The 14,279-nt window shown below is 65.6% G+C and carries 16 protein-coding genes; 8 read left to right on the forward strand and 8 right to left on the reverse strand.

The features are described 5' to 3' along the window. Positions 1-31: 31 nt before the first annotated feature. Together ACVMB1_RS39370 and ACVMB1_RS39375 are read left to right on the forward strand one after the other, a co-directional pair. A complete protein-coding gene (locus tag ACVMB1_RS39370; RefSeq protein WP_168857865.1) occupies positions 32-364 on the forward strand; it encodes a hypothetical protein in 333 nt (110 codons plus the stop codon). A gap of 119 nt (positions 365-483) precedes the next feature. Then, the gene (locus ACVMB1_RS39375) at positions 484-1,224 is read left to right on the forward strand and encodes an acetoacetate decarboxylase (protein WP_076827705.1); all 741 of its coding nucleotides are present in this window, start codon (positions 484-486) and stop codon (positions 1,222-1,224) included. A gap of 126 nt (positions 1,225-1,350) precedes the next feature. Here the strand turns inward: ACVMB1_RS39375 and ACVMB1_RS39380 are convergent, their stop codons facing one another. From ACVMB1_RS39380 to ACVMB1_RS39405, 6 genes are all read right to left on the reverse strand, one after another. After that, positions 1,351-2,793, reverse strand: coding sequence for a homospermidine synthase (locus ACVMB1_RS39380; RefSeq protein ID WP_028341360.1), 1,443 nt, complete (start codon positions 2,791-2,793; stop codon positions 1,351-1,353). 40 nt (positions 2,794-2,833) lie between these two features. Continuing rightward, entirely contained in the window at positions 2,834-3,223 is a 390-nt protein-coding gene (locus ACVMB1_RS39385) for a RidA family protein (RefSeq protein WP_076827703.1), read from the reverse strand. A 91-nt stretch (positions 3,224-3,314) separates the two neighbouring features. Beyond that, the gene (locus tag ACVMB1_RS39390) at positions 3,315-3,482 is read right to left on the reverse strand and encodes a hypothetical protein (protein ID WP_194295351.1); all 168 of its coding nucleotides are present in this window, start codon (positions 3,480-3,482) and stop codon (positions 3,315-3,317) included. 11 nt (positions 3,483-3,493) lie between these two features. Continuing rightward, on the reverse strand, positions 3,494-4,111 hold the full coding sequence (locus ACVMB1_RS39395; protein ID WP_076827701.1) for a GNAT family N-acetyltransferase: 618 nt from the start codon (positions 4,109-4,111) through the stop codon (positions 3,494-3,496). Between the two features lie 130 nt (positions 4,112-4,241). Then, positions 4,242-5,384 carry a type III PLP-dependent enzyme gene (locus ACVMB1_RS39400; RefSeq protein WP_057016239.1) on the reverse strand — a complete coding sequence of 381 codons (1,143 nt, stop codon included), beginning with the start codon at positions 5,382-5,384 and terminating at the stop codon, positions 4,242-4,244. Positions 5,385-6,055: 671 nt separating this feature from the next. Further along, positions 6,056-6,316, reverse strand: a complete 261-nt coding sequence (locus ACVMB1_RS39405) for a hypothetical protein (RefSeq protein WP_028332864.1) — start codon at positions 6,314-6,316, stop codon at positions 6,056-6,058. A gap of 130 nt (positions 6,317-6,446) precedes the next feature. Here ACVMB1_RS39405 and ACVMB1_RS39410 point away from each other — a divergent pair, with 130 nt between their 5' ends. The 3 genes from ACVMB1_RS39410 to ACVMB1_RS39420 are packed head-to-tail and all read left to right on the forward strand — an operon-like array spanning position 6,447 to position 10,298. Beyond that, positions 6,447-8,534: a M3 family metallopeptidase gene (locus ACVMB1_RS39410; protein WP_076827699.1), complete on the forward strand. Its 2,088-nt coding sequence runs from the start codon at positions 6,447-6,449 to the stop codon at positions 8,532-8,534. A gap of 13 nt (positions 8,535-8,547) precedes the next feature. Further along, positions 8,548-9,186, forward strand: a complete 639-nt coding sequence (locus tag ACVMB1_RS39415; RefSeq protein WP_076827781.1) for a DUF1007 family protein — start codon at positions 8,548-8,550, stop codon at positions 9,184-9,186. Then, positions 9,183-10,298 carry a nickel/cobalt transporter gene (locus ACVMB1_RS39420; RefSeq protein ID WP_194295350.1) on the forward strand — a complete coding sequence of 372 codons (1,116 nt, stop codon included), beginning with the start codon at positions 9,183-9,185 and terminating at the stop codon, positions 10,296-10,298. The genes ACVMB1_RS39415 and ACVMB1_RS39420 overlap by 4 nt, the downstream gene beginning before the upstream one ends. Positions 10,299-10,456: 158 nt before the next feature. Here the strand turns inward: ACVMB1_RS39420 and ACVMB1_RS39425 are convergent, their stop codons facing one another. Then, on the reverse strand, positions 10,457-10,855 hold the full coding sequence (locus ACVMB1_RS39425) for an MAPEG family protein (protein WP_016842609.1): 399 nt from the start codon (positions 10,853-10,855) through the stop codon (positions 10,457-10,459). Positions 10,856-10,969: 114 nt separating this feature from the next. On the opposite strand from ACVMB1_RS39425, the gene hemH reads away from it, so the two are divergent. The 3 genes from hemH to ACVMB1_RS39440 all read left to right on the forward strand — a co-directional run bounded on the left by hemH (position 10,970) and on the right by ACVMB1_RS39440 (position 13,698). Continuing rightward, positions 10,970-12,007, forward strand: coding sequence for a ferrochelatase (gene hemH / locus ACVMB1_RS39430; RefSeq protein WP_057016241.1), 1,038 nt, complete (start codon positions 10,970-10,972; stop codon positions 12,005-12,007). A gap of 198 nt (positions 12,008-12,205) precedes the next feature. Beyond that, on the forward strand, positions 12,206-13,210 hold the full coding sequence (locus ACVMB1_RS39435) for an SPFH domain-containing protein (RefSeq protein ID WP_076827695.1): 1,005 nt from the start codon (positions 12,206-12,208) through the stop codon (positions 13,208-13,210). Positions 13,211-13,251: 41 nt separating this feature from the next. Next, a complete protein-coding gene (locus ACVMB1_RS39440; protein ID WP_456849728.1) occupies positions 13,252-13,698 on the forward strand; it encodes an NfeD family protein in 447 nt (148 codons plus the stop codon). A gap of 189 nt (positions 13,699-13,887) precedes the next feature. Here ACVMB1_RS39440 and ACVMB1_RS39445 read toward each other — a convergent pair whose 3' ends face one another. After that, a complete protein-coding gene (locus ACVMB1_RS39445) occupies positions 13,888-14,223 on the reverse strand; it encodes a winged helix-turn-helix transcriptional regulator (RefSeq protein ID WP_076827694.1) in 336 nt (111 codons plus the stop codon). Positions 14,224-14,279: the final 56 nt, after the last annotated feature.

The following is a 14,279-nucleotide window of genomic DNA, read 5'->3' on the forward strand; positions in this document are numbered from 1 at the left end:
TGACCCCGTGGACAAGGCGCAGGTGAACGAGATGGCTGTGGATCGGACCAGGTTGCGAATCGACATGCTGATCGCCTCGACGCTGGTGGCAGCGGGCGTTGCGATCGCGGTGCTTTCGCTGCACGCGATCTATGCCGCTCCGCCGCAGGAGATCGCGCAGGCGACCCAGCCGCTGCAACCGACGCCGACGCCGGAGCCGCAGCAGACGGCGCCGCCGGCCGAGTCGAAGCCGGGCGGCGAGCGGCCGACCACGCCGGCGCCGCAGCCGGCGCGTCCCGACGATGAGGCACGGAAGGCCGGCGCCAAGCCGGTGCTGCCGCCCGCGCCCGCGGAGAAGACCGCGCCGCCGATCGAGAAAAAGTAAGCGCGCCGCGGCCCGCATTGTGACGCGGATTTGACGGACGCTGCCGATTATACGGTCTCGCCTCCGCCACCGGCACACTCCATAATCTGTCGTCTCGCCAACGACAGATGGGGCCTGCCATGAAGATCGAGGACGTCCGGCGCACCGCCTATTCGATGCCGCTCACCAACCCGTCGTTTCCGCCGGGGCCCTACCGGTTCTTCGACCGCGAATATTTCATCATCACCTACAAGACCGACCCGGAAGCGCTCGCCGCCGTGGTGCCGGAGCCGCTCGAGGTCGCCGAGCCGGTGGTGAAGTACGAGTTCATCCGCATGCCGGACTCGACCGGTTTCGGCGACTACACCGAGACCGGGCAGGTGATCCCGGTTCGCTTCAGGGGCGAGGAGGGCGCCTACACCCACGCGATGTATCTCGACGATGAAGGCCCGATCGCCGGCGGCCGCGAGCTGTGGGGATTTCCGAAGAAGCTGGCAAAGCCCAGGATCGAGGTCGAGAGCGACGTGCTGGTCGGCTCGCTGCATTACGGCTCGGTGCTCTGCGCCTCCGCCACCATGGGCTACAAGCATCGCAAGGTCGACCACGACACCGTCTTGAAGTCGATGACGGCGCCGAACTTCATTCTGAAGATCATCCCGCATGTCGACGGCAGCCCGCGGATCTGCGAGCTGGTGCGGTTTCATCTGGAAGACATCACGCTGAAGGAGGCCTGGACCGGCCCCGCCGCGCTCGGCCTGTTTCCGCACGCGCTATGCGATGTCGCCCGCCTGCCGGTGCGCGAGGTGGTCTCGGCGCTGCATTTCAAGGCAGACCTGACCCTCGGCCTTGGCTCGGTCGCGTTCGACTACATGGCGAGATGACGAAGTCATTCCGGGGCATCGCGTCGGCGATGGACCATGGTGCGCACTCGCGCACCTGCGAATCTCGCGCCACGATTTCGAGATCCCGGGTCTGCGCGCCTAAGCGCGCATCCCGGGATGACCCTGTCAGCGCACCAGAATATTCTTGAACTGCCAGGGATCGCTGGTGTCGATATCTTCCGGAAACAGTCCCGGACGATCCGTCAGCGGGGTCCAGTCGGTGTAGAAACCCTTCACGGGGCCGAGATAGGGTAGCTGGATTTCCAGCAGACGATCGAAGTCCATCTCGTCGGCCTCGACGATGCCTTCGTTCGGGTTTTCCAGCGCCCACACCATGCCGCCGAGCACGGCGGAGGTCACTTGCAGGCCGGTGGCGTTCTGATAGGGCGCGAGCTTGCGGGTCTCCTCGATGGAGAGCTGCGAGCCGTACCAGTAGGCATTGTTGTCATGGCCGAACAGCAGCACGCCGAGCTCGTCGATGCCGTCGACGATCTCGTTCTCGTCGAGGATGTGATGCTTTTCCTGCATCTTCGCTGCGCGGCCGAACATTTCATGCAGCGACAGCACGGCGTCGTCGGCCGGGTGATAGGCATAGTGGCAGGTCGGCCGATAGATCGCCGTGCCCGATGCGTCACGCACCGTGAAGTAATCGGCGATCGAGATCGACTCGTTGTGGGTGACGAGGAAGCCATACTGCGCGCCGCGGGTCGGGCACCAGGTGCGTACGCGCGTGTTGGCGCCGGGCTGCATCAGATAGATGGCGGCGCCGCAGCCGGCTTCGTGGGTATGCGCATTCTCGGGCATCCATTTCTCATGGGTGCCCCAGCCGAGTTCGGACGGCTGCACGCCTTCCGACAGGAAACCTTCCACCGACCAGGTGTTGACGAAGACGTCAGGCTCTTTCGGCGACTTGGAGCGCTGGGTGTCGCGTTCGGCGATGTGGATGCCCTTCACGCCGGCCTGCCGCATCAAGTCCGCCCATTCGGCCTTGGTCTTCGGCTTCGGGGCATTGAGCTTCAGATCGGCGGCGACGTTGAGCAGCGCCTGCTTGACGAAGAACGAGACCATGCCGGGATTGGCGCCACAGCAGGAGACGGCCGTCGTCGAGCCCGCGGGGCGCGCCTTCTTGGCGGCCAGCGTCACTTCGCGAAGGGCGTAGTTGGAGCGCGCTTCCGGGCCCTTCGAGGAATCGAAATAGAAGCCGAGCCAGGGCTCGTTGACGGTGTCGATGTAGAGAGCGCCGAGTTCGTTGCACAGCTCCATGATGTCGGTCGAGCCGGTATCGACCGACAGATTGACGCAAAAGCCCTGGCCGCCGCCTTCAGTGAGCAGCGGGCTCAGCAGGTCGCGATAATTGTCCTTGGTCACGGCCTTCTGGATGAATTTGACGTTGTGCTTCTCGCAATGCGCCTTGCGGCCCTCGTCCTTGGGGTCGATCACGGTGACGCGCGACTTGTCGTAATCGAGATGCCGCTCGATCAAAGGCAGCGTGCCTTTGCCGATCGAGCCGAAGCCGATCATAACAATGGGACCTGTGATCTTCGCGTAGATCTGCGAGGCGGGGCTCATCATTTTCTCCAGGAGAGTGCCTAGCGGCGGATAGGGTGGATCAGGGGTTGCGACGCTTCGCGGTGACTTCGATCTCGACCTTCATCTCGGGCTTGTAGAGCCCCGCGACGATCAGCATCGTTGCGGCCGGGCGGATGTCGCCGAGGACCTCGCCGCAGACCGCGAAATGGGCATCCACGTCACGGGCGTCGGTGAGGTAGTAGGTCGCGCGGACGATGTCGGCCATCGCAAAGCCTCCCTCTTTGAGGGCGGCCTCGATGGTCTTGAAGCAGTTCCGTGACTGGCTCGTGACATCTGCCGGCATGGTCATCGTGGCGTAGTCATAGCCGGTGGTTCCTGCGACGAAGGCGAAGTCGCCATCGATCACGGCACGGCTGTAGCCGGCGGTCTTCTCAAAGGGCGAGCCGGTAGAAATCAGGCGGCGGGACATGTTGGACCTCGACTGAAAATGGCTTTGGCGGGGTTTACGGACATTTTTGGCGCCCGCGCAACCCCTTGGTTCAGGCCTGGTGCGGCCGGCACTAGTGGGACTGCAGCGTGCTGTCCGGCGGCGATGGCGGCGTGCCGGTCCAGCGCCGGCCCAGGATATCCCTGACGATCATCACCGAGATCAGAATCAGCATGACCGTGGTGACGAGGCCGCGCCAACGCGGGCGCGCGCCATCGGTGATGGGAAGGTGCTCCGACATGGCGGCCCGCCTTACGCCGCGTGCGGCACGGCGAGCGGTGCCTTCCGGGTCCGGGATCGCGTCCGCGGTGCCTTGGCCTCGGGCAGCGGCGCGCCGGTCGGCGTGATCATGCCCCAGGCGCCATCCAACGCGCCTGCGACAAGCTCGACGCCGAGCAGCCGCTCGCGCTCGAACGTGCCCGGCAGCGACAGCTCGCCGGTCTTGGCCACCGTGAAGCCGAAGCGGGCGTAGTAGGGCGCATCGCCAAGCAGGATCACGGCGCCGTGGCCGCGCGCCTTGGCCACCGCCAGCGCACGCCGCATCAGCGCGGCGCCGACGCCGAGGCCGCGGCAGTCGTCATCGACTGCCAGCGGCCCCAGCATCAGCGCGCTGCGGCCCCCCGCGCTGACGTGCCACAACCGCACGGTTCCAACCAGCCGGCCGTCCTGGCGCACGGCCGCAAGGCTCAGGCCTTCGGCGGGCGCGCGTCCGTCGCGCAGGCGCTGGCAGGTGCGCGTATGGCGATTACAGCCAAAGCAGGCATCCAGCAGCGCTTCGCGTGCGACGACGTCCGAGCCACGCTCCGCACGGATCGCGAACGGGGCGGCATCTCGGATGAGGGCAACGGGGGTGTTCCGTTTTGCAGTCATGGCACGTCAGTCCCCGCTTGCAACGGCATGTCGTACGCCGCGGCAAGCGTCGTTCAGGAAAATCAAAAATGATCGGGGAGGAGCCGGCGGGGCCGGCTCCCGGTTTATCGGGCCTCGAAAACGAGGCGGGTCAGATGTGGTAGGTCTTCAGCGGCGGAATGCCGTTGAACGCCACCGACGAGTAGGTCGACGTATAGGCGCCGGTGCCTTCGATCAGCAGCTTGTCGCCGATCTCGAGCGTCACCGGGAGCGGATACGGCAGCTTCTCGTACAGCACGTCGGCGCTGTCGCAGGTCGGGCCCGCGAGCACGCACGGCGTCATGTCCGCCCCGTCATGCGGGGTGCGGATGGCGTAGCGGATCGACTCGTCCATCGTCTCGGCGAGACCGCCGAACTTGCCGATGTCGAGATAGACCCAGCGCACCTCGTCCTCGTCGCTCTTCTTCGAGATCAGAACGACTTCGGTCTCGATGATTCCAGCATTGCCGACCATGCCGCGGCCCGGCTCGATGATCGTCTCCGGAATCTGGTTGCCGAAATGCTTGCGCAGCGCGCGGAAGATCGACCGGCCATATTGCAGGACCGGAGGAACGTCCTTGAGGTACTTGGTCGGAAAGCCGCCGCCCATGTTGACCATGGTGAGGTTGATCCCGCGCTCGGCGCAGTCACGGAACACGGTCGACGCCATCGCGAGCGCGCGGTCCCACGCCTTCACCTTGCGCTGCTGCGAGCCGACATGGAACGAGATGCCGCACGGCTCCAGGCCCAGGCGCTTGGCGAGGTCGAGCACGTCGACCGCCATCTCCGGGTCGCAGCCGAACTTGCGCGACAGCGGCCACTCGGCGCCGGCGCAGTCATAGAGGATGCGGCAGAACACCTTGGCGCCGGGGGCGGCGCGGGCGATCTTCTCGACCTCGGCGGCGCAATCGACCGCGAACAGGCGAATGCCGAGCGCGAAGGCACGCGCGATGTCGCGCTCCTTCTTGATCGTGTTGCCATAGGAGATGCGGTCCGGCGTCGCACCGGCGGCCAGCGCCATCTCGATTTCCGCAACCGTCGCGGTGTCGAAGCAGGAGCCGAGCGAGGCCAGCAGCGACAGCACTTCGGGCGCCGGGTTGGCTTTCACCGCGTAGAACACGCGGCTGTCCGGCAGCACCTTCGCGAAGGTCTGGTAGTTGTCGCGCACGACTTCGAGGTCGACGACGAGGCACGGCTCGGTGTCGAGACCATCCTGGCGGCGGTGGCGCAGGAATTCCTGGATACGTTCAGTCATGGCACTCTCCAACGGCCCCAGCGACGGGATCCGCATCAACGTGACGTCGGGTAAGAGCGCTTCGGCCACATCGCGCGATGGAGGCGCGTTGAGGCCAAGAGACTCAAACCAGACTGTGCTGCCGTGGATTGGTTGGGAGAGTTTCCCGCCCGATCACCTGGCAATGAAGGACAAGCCTTTTCAGTAGCCCGGGCCGGCGTTGGACCGCCGGTAGAGACCAAAAAAGCCCGATCCGTCGTTGCTTTAAGTCGCGTCCCCCGTTGAGAGCGGGGTGCGCCGGTTCGCCTCCGGCTGCCAGTCACGGTTGCAAAGAGTGGTGAGACCTTCAACGGCATCCCTGGAGAGAGATGCTGGCCGCCTCGTGTCCTGATGGACGTAAGCGACCCTCGGTTCTTCCACCCCTTGGCGGCTGTCCGGCCTCTTGTCCGGATACCTACCGACTGACACACGACCACAGGCACGTGCGAAATTGGGCAAGGCAGGAAATAAGTCTTTTGACTTCGTGGCGCAAGATTTTTTTTGCGATAGCGGCAAATTTCCCTAACGCGTGCTTGCGATGTCGCGCGCAGCACGCGTCGGACGCGCTGAAGATGAACGGCTGTTAAGAATGACTAACGAAGCGTGTGTGCGTTTTAGCCTTGTGCCGCAGTGCTTTCTTGAATCGCTCAAACTCACGCGCGACGCGTGAACGGCTCGACGCGCTGAGCTGCGCGGATGAAGGCGATCATGATCAGCACGCCGATGCCGAACAGCACCGCCTGCAGGATGTGTGCGGCGACGTCGTCGAGCCCGAGCAGAATCGCGAGCGCCCAGCCGCCGGCGAACGCCGCGCCGAACACTTCCGCGCCGATCAGGATCGCCGCCGAGATCACGGTGATGACGCTTGGCCAGGCGATGGTGCGGTTGCCTGAGGTGGAGGGCTGCATGGTCATGAAATAGGTCCTGTTCAGGGGGCGCAATCTCTCCGAAAAGTGCCCATCTATCAAGCGCAAAAGGCCCAAAAATGCCGTATCGCGTGATATAGATTGGGCAGCATTTTCAAGGCGAAAAACGGGACATTCGATGTCAGAAACCAGCGCAGACGCCAAGGCTCAGGCTCTTGCCAACCCCCTCCTGAAGGCATGGCGGACGCCGCTCGAGACGCCGCCGTTCGCCGAGATCAAGCCGGAGCATTTCCTGCCCGCCTTCGAGCAGGCCTTCGCCGATCATTCCGCGGAAGTGACTGCGATCACCCACGATCCGGCGCTGCCCGACTTCGACAACACCATCACCGCGCTGGAGCGCTCCGGCAAACTGCTGTCGAAGGTCTCGGCGGTGTTCTACGACCTGGTCTCGGCGCATTCGAGCCCGGCGATCCTGGAGATCGACAAGGAGGTGTCGCCCCGGATGGCGCGGCACTGGAATCCGATCATGATGAACGCTGTGCTGTTTGGCCGCATCGCCATGCTGCACGAGAAGCGCGCCTCCCTCGGCCTGACTGGCGAGCAGATGCGGCTGCTGGAACGCACCTACACCCGCTTCCGCCGCTCCGGCGCCGGCCTCGACGATGCGGCAAAGGCCCGCATGGCCGAGATTAACGAGCGCCTCGCCCATCTCGGCACCTCGTTCAGCCACCATCTGCTCGGCGACGAGCAGGAGTGGTTCATGGAGCTCGGCGAGGACGACCGCGCCGGCCTCTCCGACACATTTGTGGCGGCCGCCACGGCTGCGGCGGAAGAGCGCGGCATGCCGGGCAAGGCGATCGTGACGCTGTCGCGCTCCTCGGTCGAGCCGTTCCTGCAAAGCTCGTCGCGGCGCGACCTGCGCGAGAAGGTCTACAAGGCCTTCACGGCGCGCGGCGACAATGGCAACGCCAACGACAACAACGCCACCATCGTGGAGATCCTCAGGCTCCGCGAGGAGACCGCCAAGATCCTGGGCTTCCCGACCTACGCCGCCTACCGCCTCGAGGATTCCATGGCCAAGACGCCGGAGGCCGTACGCGGCCTCCTAGAGCGGGTCTGGAAGCCGGCGCGAGCGCGGGCGCTCGCCGACCGCGACGCGCTGCAGGCGCTGATCGCGGAGGAGGGCGGCAATTTCACCCTCGCGTCCTGGGACTGGCGCTACTACGCCGAGAAGCTGCGCCAGCGCCGCGCCAATTTCGACGATTCCGCGATCAAGCCCTATCTGGTGCTCGACCACATGATCGAGGCCGCGTTCGACTGCGCCACCCGCCTGTTCGGCGTCACCTTCGAGGAGCGCAAGGATATCCCGGTGTGGCATCCGGACGTCCGGGTCTGGGAGGTCAAGGGCCGCGATGGCCAGCACAAGGCGCTGTTCTACGGCGACTACTTCGCGCGACCCTCGAAGCGCTCCGGCGCCTGGATGACCTCGCTGCGCGACCAGCAGAAGCTCGACGGTGCCGTCGCGCCGCTGGTCATCAATGTCTGCAACTTCGCCAAGGGCGCCGATGGCGCGCCGTCGCTGCTGTCGCCCGACGACGCGCGGACCCTGTTCCACGAGTTTGGCCATGGCCTGCACGGCATGCTGTCCAACGTGACCTATCCGTCACTGTCCGGAACCAGCGTGTTCACCGACTTCGTCGAGCTGCCCTCGCAGCTCTATGAGCACTGGCAGGAGCGGCCCGAGGTGCTGCAGCGCTTCGCCCGCCACTACCAGACCGGGGAGGCACTGCCGGACGACCTGCTCAAGCGCTTCCTCGCCGCGCGCAAGTTCAACCAGGGCTTTGCCACCGTGGAGTTCGTCTCCTCGGCGCTGGTCGACCTCGAATTCCACACCCAGCCGGCAGCGGCGAGCTGGGATGTCCGCGCCTTCGAACAGAAGGAGCTGGAGAAGATCGGCATGCCCGCCGAGATATCGCTGCGGCACCGGCCGACCCAGTTCGGCCACATCTTCTCCGGCGACCACTATGCCTCCGGCTACTACAGCTACATGTGGTCGGAGGTGATGGATGCTGACGCCTTCGGCGCCTTCGAGGAGGCCGGCGACATCTTCGATCCCGCGACCGCCAAGCGGCTGCATGACGACATCTATTCGTCGGGCGGCTCGCGCGATCCGGAGGAGGCCTATGTCGCCTTCCGCGGCCGCGAGCCCGAGCCGGACGCGCTGCTGCGCCGTCGCGGCCTGCTCGAAACGCCCGAGGCGGCCTGAGGTGCGGCCGTCGTTGAACCGGCTGATCGGCTGGCTCGTGCTTGCGGCGTCCGTCGTGCTCGGCACGGCGGCCGCCGAGGCTCATCCGCATGTCTGGATCGTCGCCAGGAGCGAGCTGATCTACGCGCCCGACGGCACCATCACCGGAGTCCGCCACGCCTGGACGTTTGACGACATGTTCTCGACCTACGCGCTGCAGGGCATCGAGACCAAGGTGAAGGGCGCCTACAGCCGCGAGGAGCTGGCGCCGCTGGCGCAGACCAATGTCGAGTCGCTGAAGGAATACGCCTACTTCACCTTCGCCAAGGGCGACGGCAAGAAGCAGAAGTTCACCGAACCGGTCGACTACTTCCTCGAATACAAGGATTCGGCGCTGACGCTGCACTTCACCTTGCCGGTGAAGACGCCGTTCAAGGCCCGGCAGCTCGCGCTCGAAGTGTTCGACCCGACCTATTTCATCGACTTTCAGTATGCCGAGAAGGAGCCGGTCAAGCTGGTCGGCGCCGCGGCGGGCTGCAAGATGCAGTTCGAGCGGCCGAATAGCGACGGCACCGCCGCCGCGCAGAAGCTCGGCGAGCAGACCTTTCTCGACGGCGGCAACGGCAATTTCGGCATGATGTTCGCCAACAAGGTCTCGGTGGAGTGCCCATGACGCCAATCGTCTCGCGCGTGACGCGCGGCCTCGCCGTGGCCGCGGCCGTGCTGGCGGCGTTTGCGCTGCTCGATGGCGCCGTTCATGCGCTGCTGGCGCAAAATCCGTTCGGTGCGCCGCGCGCGGCGGAGTCGCAGGGCGGGCTGGTCGGCTGGCTGTTGGCGAAACAGTCGGAGTTCTATCGCGAGATTTCGCAGGCGATCCGCGCCGCGAAATCCGACGGTTCGGCGGTCTGGACCCTGCTTGCGATCTCCTTTGCCTACGGAATCTTCCATGCCGCCGGCCCCGGCCACGGCAAGGCGGTGATCTCGTCCTACATGGTCGCCAATCGCGAGACCGCGCGGCGCGGCATCGTGCTGTCGTTCGCCTCGGCGCTGATGCAGTCGGTGGTCGCCGTTCTCATCGTGGGCATCTGTGCCTGGCTGCTCAACGCGACCGCGAAGACGATGTGCGGGGCGGAGAAGGCGATCGAGATCGCAAGCTACGCGCTGATCGCGGCGTTTGGCGCCCGGCTGGTCTGGGTCAAGGGCGGCAGCTTCTTCCGCGCCCTGCAGGCGCCGCGGCCGGCGCTGGCGATGGCCGGCGCGCATCATCACGACCACCATGATCACGATCACCACGACCACCGCCATGATCACCATCACCGTCACGCGCATGACGATCACGGGCATCATCATGATCACGGTCACGATCACGGGCATGACGCGCAGCACGTCCATGACGAGCATTGCGGCCATTCGCACGGGCCGACGCCGGCCGAGCTCGCCGGTCCTGGCGGCTGGCGGCGGGGGCTCGGCGCGATCCTCACGGTCGGGATCCGGCCCTGCTCGGGCGCGATCCTGGTGCTGGTGTTCGCGCTGGCGCAGGGCCTGTTCTGGGCCGGCATTGCCGCGACCTTCGTGATGGGGCTCGGCACCGCCATCACGGTGGCGGCGATCGCGCTGGTCGCGGTGTCGGCGCGCGGCGTGGCGGAGCGGCTGAGCGCGGCGCGCGACGGCGGCGGCATGGTCATCATGCGCGGCCTGGAGTTCGCCGCCGCGGGCCTTGTGCTGCTGTTCGGGCTCGGGCTGCTGTTCGGCTACATCGCGGCCGAGCGCGCGACGTGCCTTTGAAGTCACCTCGCCCCGCTTGCGGGGAGAGGTCGAAATTCGCGTGCGCGAATTTCGGGTGAGGGGGAGTCTCCGCACGCTCGCTTCCATCGAATTTGCGGAGACGGTCCCTCACCCCAGCCCTCTCCCCGTAAGAACGGGGAGAGGGAGAAGAAACAGGCTCAACTCGTCAGATAGCCCCTGATCGCCGGCAGCAGGAAGATCGCGATGTTGATCGCGAAACCGATGCTCCAGAGGATCGAGCGCAGCGTCGGGCGATTGCCGATATAGGTGAAGACGTAGGCGATCCGCACGATCAGGAACAGCACGGCGAGCTCGTCGATCAGCCGCAGCGGGCCGACGCGGAATTCGGCGAGCAGCACGGCGAAGGCGAAGAACGGGAAGGCCTCGATGCCGTTCTGGTGCGCGCCGAGCGCCCGCGAGCGGATCGGGTCGTCGTAGAAGTCGGGATCGCGCGGCCTGGCATTGTCGAAGCTGCGGAAGCCGGTCCACTTCACCGACACGATCGTCAGCAGCGAGAGCATCAGCGTCCCGAAGACGCACCATTCGGCGATCGTCATGGTTCCCCCTTATTCCGCAGGGGAACGTAGCCAACCCGCACTCGGCTTGACAAGGTTGGAGCAACGCGCGAAGCCCAAAGCTCCCAGGCGAAGGATATCAAGCGCAAGGCCATCATGAGCACGGTGATCCCCTTCGAGAGCGCGAAGTCTGCCGCGGCGCCGAAGCCGGAACGCGTCGGCGTGCTGCTGGTCAATCTCGGCACGCCCGATACGGCGGATGCCGCCGGCGTGCGGGTCTATCTCAAGGAATTTCTGTCCGATCCGCGGGTGATCGAGGATCAGGGCCTGCTCTGGAAGCTGATCCTCAACGGCATCATCCTGCGGGTCCGTCCGGCCCGCAAGGCGCGCGACTATCTGAAGATCTGGAACACCGAGAAGAACGAGTCGCCGCTGAAGACCATCACGCGCTCGCAGGCCGACAAGCTGGCGGAGGCGATCGCCGATCACGACCACGTCGTGGTCGACTGGGCGATGCGCTACGGCAACCCCTCGATCAAGCAGCGCATCGAGGCGCTGGCGGCGCAGGGCTGCGGCCGGCTGCTGGTGGTGCCGCTCTATCCGCAATATTCCGCCGCGACGTCGGCGACGGTCTGCGATGAGGCGTTTCGCGTGCTGGCCGGCATGCGCGCGCAGCCGATCCTGCGGGTGACGCCGCCTTACTACGACGATCCCGACTACATCGAGGCGCTTGCGGTCTCGATCAATGCGCACCTCGCGACATTGCCGTTCCACCCCGAGATCATCGTCGCGTCGTTCCACGGCATGCCGAAGGAGTATGTCGACAAGGGCGATCCGTATCAGGCGCAATGCATCGCCACGACCAATGCGCTGCGCAAGCGGCTCGGGCTCGATGCCAACCGGCTGATCCTCACCTTCCAGTCGCGCTTCGGCAAGGCCGAGTGGCTGCAGCCCTATACCGACAAGACGGTCGAGAAACTCGCCAAGGACGGCGTGCGGCGCATTGCCGTGGTCACGCCCGGCTTCTCCGCCGATTGCCTGGAGACGCTGGAGGAGATCGCGCAGGAGAATGCCGAGATCTTCCGGCACAATGGCGGCGAGCAATTCGCGGCGATCCCCTGCCTCAACGACAGCGACGGCGGCATGGACGTGATCCGCCAGCTCGTGCTGCGCGAGCTGCAAGGCTGGATCTAACAAGGCTGGATTTAACAAGGCTGGATTTGATTGTTAACGATCCGTGACACCGGGCACGGGCATTCGTTGGCATCTGGTCATCCGACAGCAGCTTCCTATGTGCTAGGGAGAACAACAGCCGGCTGAACCGGCGGAGCGGTCCTGCCGACCAATGCACGACCGTGACTGGCGACGGTCTCGCCGGCCCTGGAGGACTTTATGACTGGCTTCGACGTTTTCGCGATCGCGTTTGTTCTTCTCGTCATCGTTACGCTGTTCGCCGGGATCAAGACCGTTCCGCAGGGTTTTGACTGGACCATCGAGCGGTTCGGCAAATACACCCGCACGCTGTCGCCCGGCCTCAATTTGATCGTGCCCTATTTCGATCGCATCGGGCGCAAGATCAACATGATGGAGCAGGTGATCGACATCCCCGAGCAGGAGGTGATCACCAAGGACAACGCCACCGTGACCGTGGACGGCGTCGCGTTCTACCAGGTGTTCGATGCCGCCAAGGCGAGCTACGAGGTCGCCAATCTCAACCAGGCGATCACCGTCCTGACGATGACCAATATCCGCTCGGTGATGGGCTCGATGGATCTCGATCAGGTGCTGTCGCATCGCGACGAGATCAACGAGCGGCTGCTGCGCGTGGTCGACGCCGCGGTGTCGCCCTGGGGCGTCAAGGTCAACCGCATCGAGATCAAGGACATCGTGCCGCCGGCCGACCTCGTCGAGGCGATGGGCCGGCAGATGAAGGCCGAGCGCGTCAAGCGCGCCGACATTTTGCAGGCCGAGGGCCAGCGGCAATCCGAAATCCTGCGCGCCGAGGGCGCCAAGCAGGGTCAGATCCTGCAGGCCGAGGGCCGCCGCGAGGCCGCCTTCCGCGACGCCGAGGCGCGCGAACGGCTTGCCGAGGCCGAGGCCAAGGCTACCCAGATGGTGTCGGAATCGATCGCCAAGGGCGACGTCGCCGCGCTGAACTATTTCATCGCCGACAAGTATATCAAGGCGTTCGGCCAACTCGCGGAATCGCCGAACCAGAAGGTCTTGATGCTGCCGATCGAGACCTCGAGTGTGCTGGGCTCGCTGGCCGGCATCGGCGAGATCGCCCGCGCTACCTTCGGCGAGAGTGCGGCGTCCGCTACGGCCGCAGCACGGCGCGGCGGCTCAGTGCCGCCGGCCGGCCCGACGGCGCCGCCTCCGGTGCCGCCGCAGCGGTAAGGGCGTGACGGCGTCGCGCCCGCAATGGTAGAGGTCACGTCATGGCCGAGATGTTTTCGACATTGGGTACCTGGAACTGGCTGATCTTCGGCTTCATCCTGATGGCGCTGGAGCTTGTGGCGCCCGGGGTGTTCCTGTTCTGGCTCGGGCTCGCGGCACTGCTGGTCGGCCTGCTGTCGTTCGCCTTCACGCCGTCCTGGCAGATACAGCTCTTGATGTTCGCAGTGTTCGCCGCCCTGGCGGTGCCGGCGTGGCGGCATTTCGCGAAGGGCGCGTCGGCGGCAAGCAAGACCAATCCCTTCCTCAACCGCCGCAACGAAGCCCTGGTCGGCCGCGAATTCACGCTGGAGAAGCCGATCGTTGACGGATCAGGCACGGTGCGGATCGACGATACGGTGTGGCGCGTCGCCGGCCCCGATGCGCCGGCCGGCAGCCGGGTGAAGGTCGTCCGCGCCGACGGCGCCAGCCTGACGGTGGCGATCGCTTAGTCTGGCCTGAGCCATCGACGACGACTCGGCCCCGAGCGTCGGATGCTGCTTCGGGCGAGTAATCCGTAGCCCGGGTGAGCCAACGGGTCGCGCGTATGCGCGCCCGATGACAGGCTCCGCGATACCCGGGGAAACCGATCCCGCATGTCGCTCCGCTCATGCGGGCTACACACTGACGGCCGCCGAGGTCTAGCTGCCGCCCTGCTTGCTCCAGCGCTCGGCGAAGCGGTTGAGCGGCGTGAATGTCGCAAATAGCTCGCGGCCGAGCGCGGTGAGGCCGTAACCATCCTCCGTCAGCTCGACGAAGCCGGCCTCGCGCAGCTCCGTCAATCGCGTCTGCAGGATCGTCGGCGAGGCCTCGTCGCAGGCCGTGCGCAGCGCGCGCGAGGTCAGCGCGCCCTCGCGCAGCTCCCAGATGATGCGCAAGGTCCAGCGCCGTCCCAAGAGATCGAGCAGCGCCATGATGGGGCGGCCGGACCGCGAGCCGCGGACGCCGGGTCTTGTGACTGGGCCCTGCTTCGGCATGCCGCGAAATCCTTTCGAATCCCTCTTGCGAGTCACTACAGATATTGTAGCGTATC

This window comes from Bradyrhizobium sp. USDA 4504, from assembly GCF_054063995.1.

Excerpts from the sequence above, each read along its gene's own strand:
- ACVMB1_RS39410 (WP_076827699.1), top strand. The coding sequence starts at position 6,447 with ATGTCAGAAACCAGCGCAGACGCCAAGGCTCAGGCTCTTGCCAACCCC.
- ACVMB1_RS39375 (WP_076827705.1), top strand. The coding sequence starts at position 484 with ATGAAGATCGAGGACGTCCGGCGCACCGCCTATTCGATGCCGCTCACC.
- ACVMB1_RS39440 (WP_456849728.1), top strand. The coding sequence starts at position 13,252 with ATGGCCGAGATGTTTTCGACATTGGGTACCTGGAACTGGCTGATCTTC.
- ACVMB1_RS39385 (WP_076827703.1), bottom strand. The coding sequence starts at position 3,223 with ATGTCCCGCCGCCTGATTTCTACCGGCTCGCCCTTTGAGAAGACCGCC.
- ACVMB1_RS39380 (WP_028341360.1), bottom strand. The coding sequence starts at position 2,793 with ATGAGCCCCGCCTCGCAGATCTACGCGAAGATCACAGGTCCCATTGTT.
- ACVMB1_RS39445 (WP_076827694.1), bottom strand. The coding sequence starts at position 14,223 with ATGCCGAAGCAGGGCCCAGTCACAAGACCCGGCGTCCGCGGCTCGCGG.
- ACVMB1_RS39400 (WP_057016239.1), bottom strand. The coding sequence starts at position 5,384 with ATGACTGAACGTATCCAGGAATTCCTGCGCCACCGCCGCCAGGATGGT.
- ACVMB1_RS39395 (WP_076827701.1), bottom strand. The coding sequence starts at position 4,111 with ATGACTGCAAAACGGAACACCCCCGTTGCCCTCATCCGAGATGCCGCC.
- ACVMB1_RS39370 (WP_168857865.1), top strand. The coding sequence starts at position 32 with ATGGCTGTGGATCGGACCAGGTTGCGAATCGACATGCTGATCGCCTCG.
- ACVMB1_RS39435 (WP_076827695.1), top strand. The coding sequence starts at position 12,206 with ATGACTGGCTTCGACGTTTTCGCGATCGCGTTTGTTCTTCTCGTCATC.
- ACVMB1_RS39425 (WP_016842609.1), bottom strand. The coding sequence starts at position 10,855 with ATGACGATCGCCGAATGGTGCGTCTTCGGGACGCTGATGCTCTCGCTG.
- ACVMB1_RS39405 (WP_028332864.1), bottom strand. The coding sequence starts at position 6,316 with ATGACCATGCAGCCCTCCACCTCAGGCAACCGCACCATCGCCTGGCCA.
- ACVMB1_RS39390 (WP_194295351.1), bottom strand. The coding sequence starts at position 3,482 with ATGTCGGAGCACCTTCCCATCACCGATGGCGCGCGCCCGCGTTGGCGC.
- hemH (WP_057016241.1), top strand. The coding sequence starts at position 10,970 with ATGAGCACGGTGATCCCCTTCGAGAGCGCGAAGTCTGCCGCGGCGCCG.
- ACVMB1_RS39420 (WP_194295350.1), top strand. The coding sequence starts at position 9,183 with ATGACGCCAATCGTCTCGCGCGTGACGCGCGGCCTCGCCGTGGCCGCG.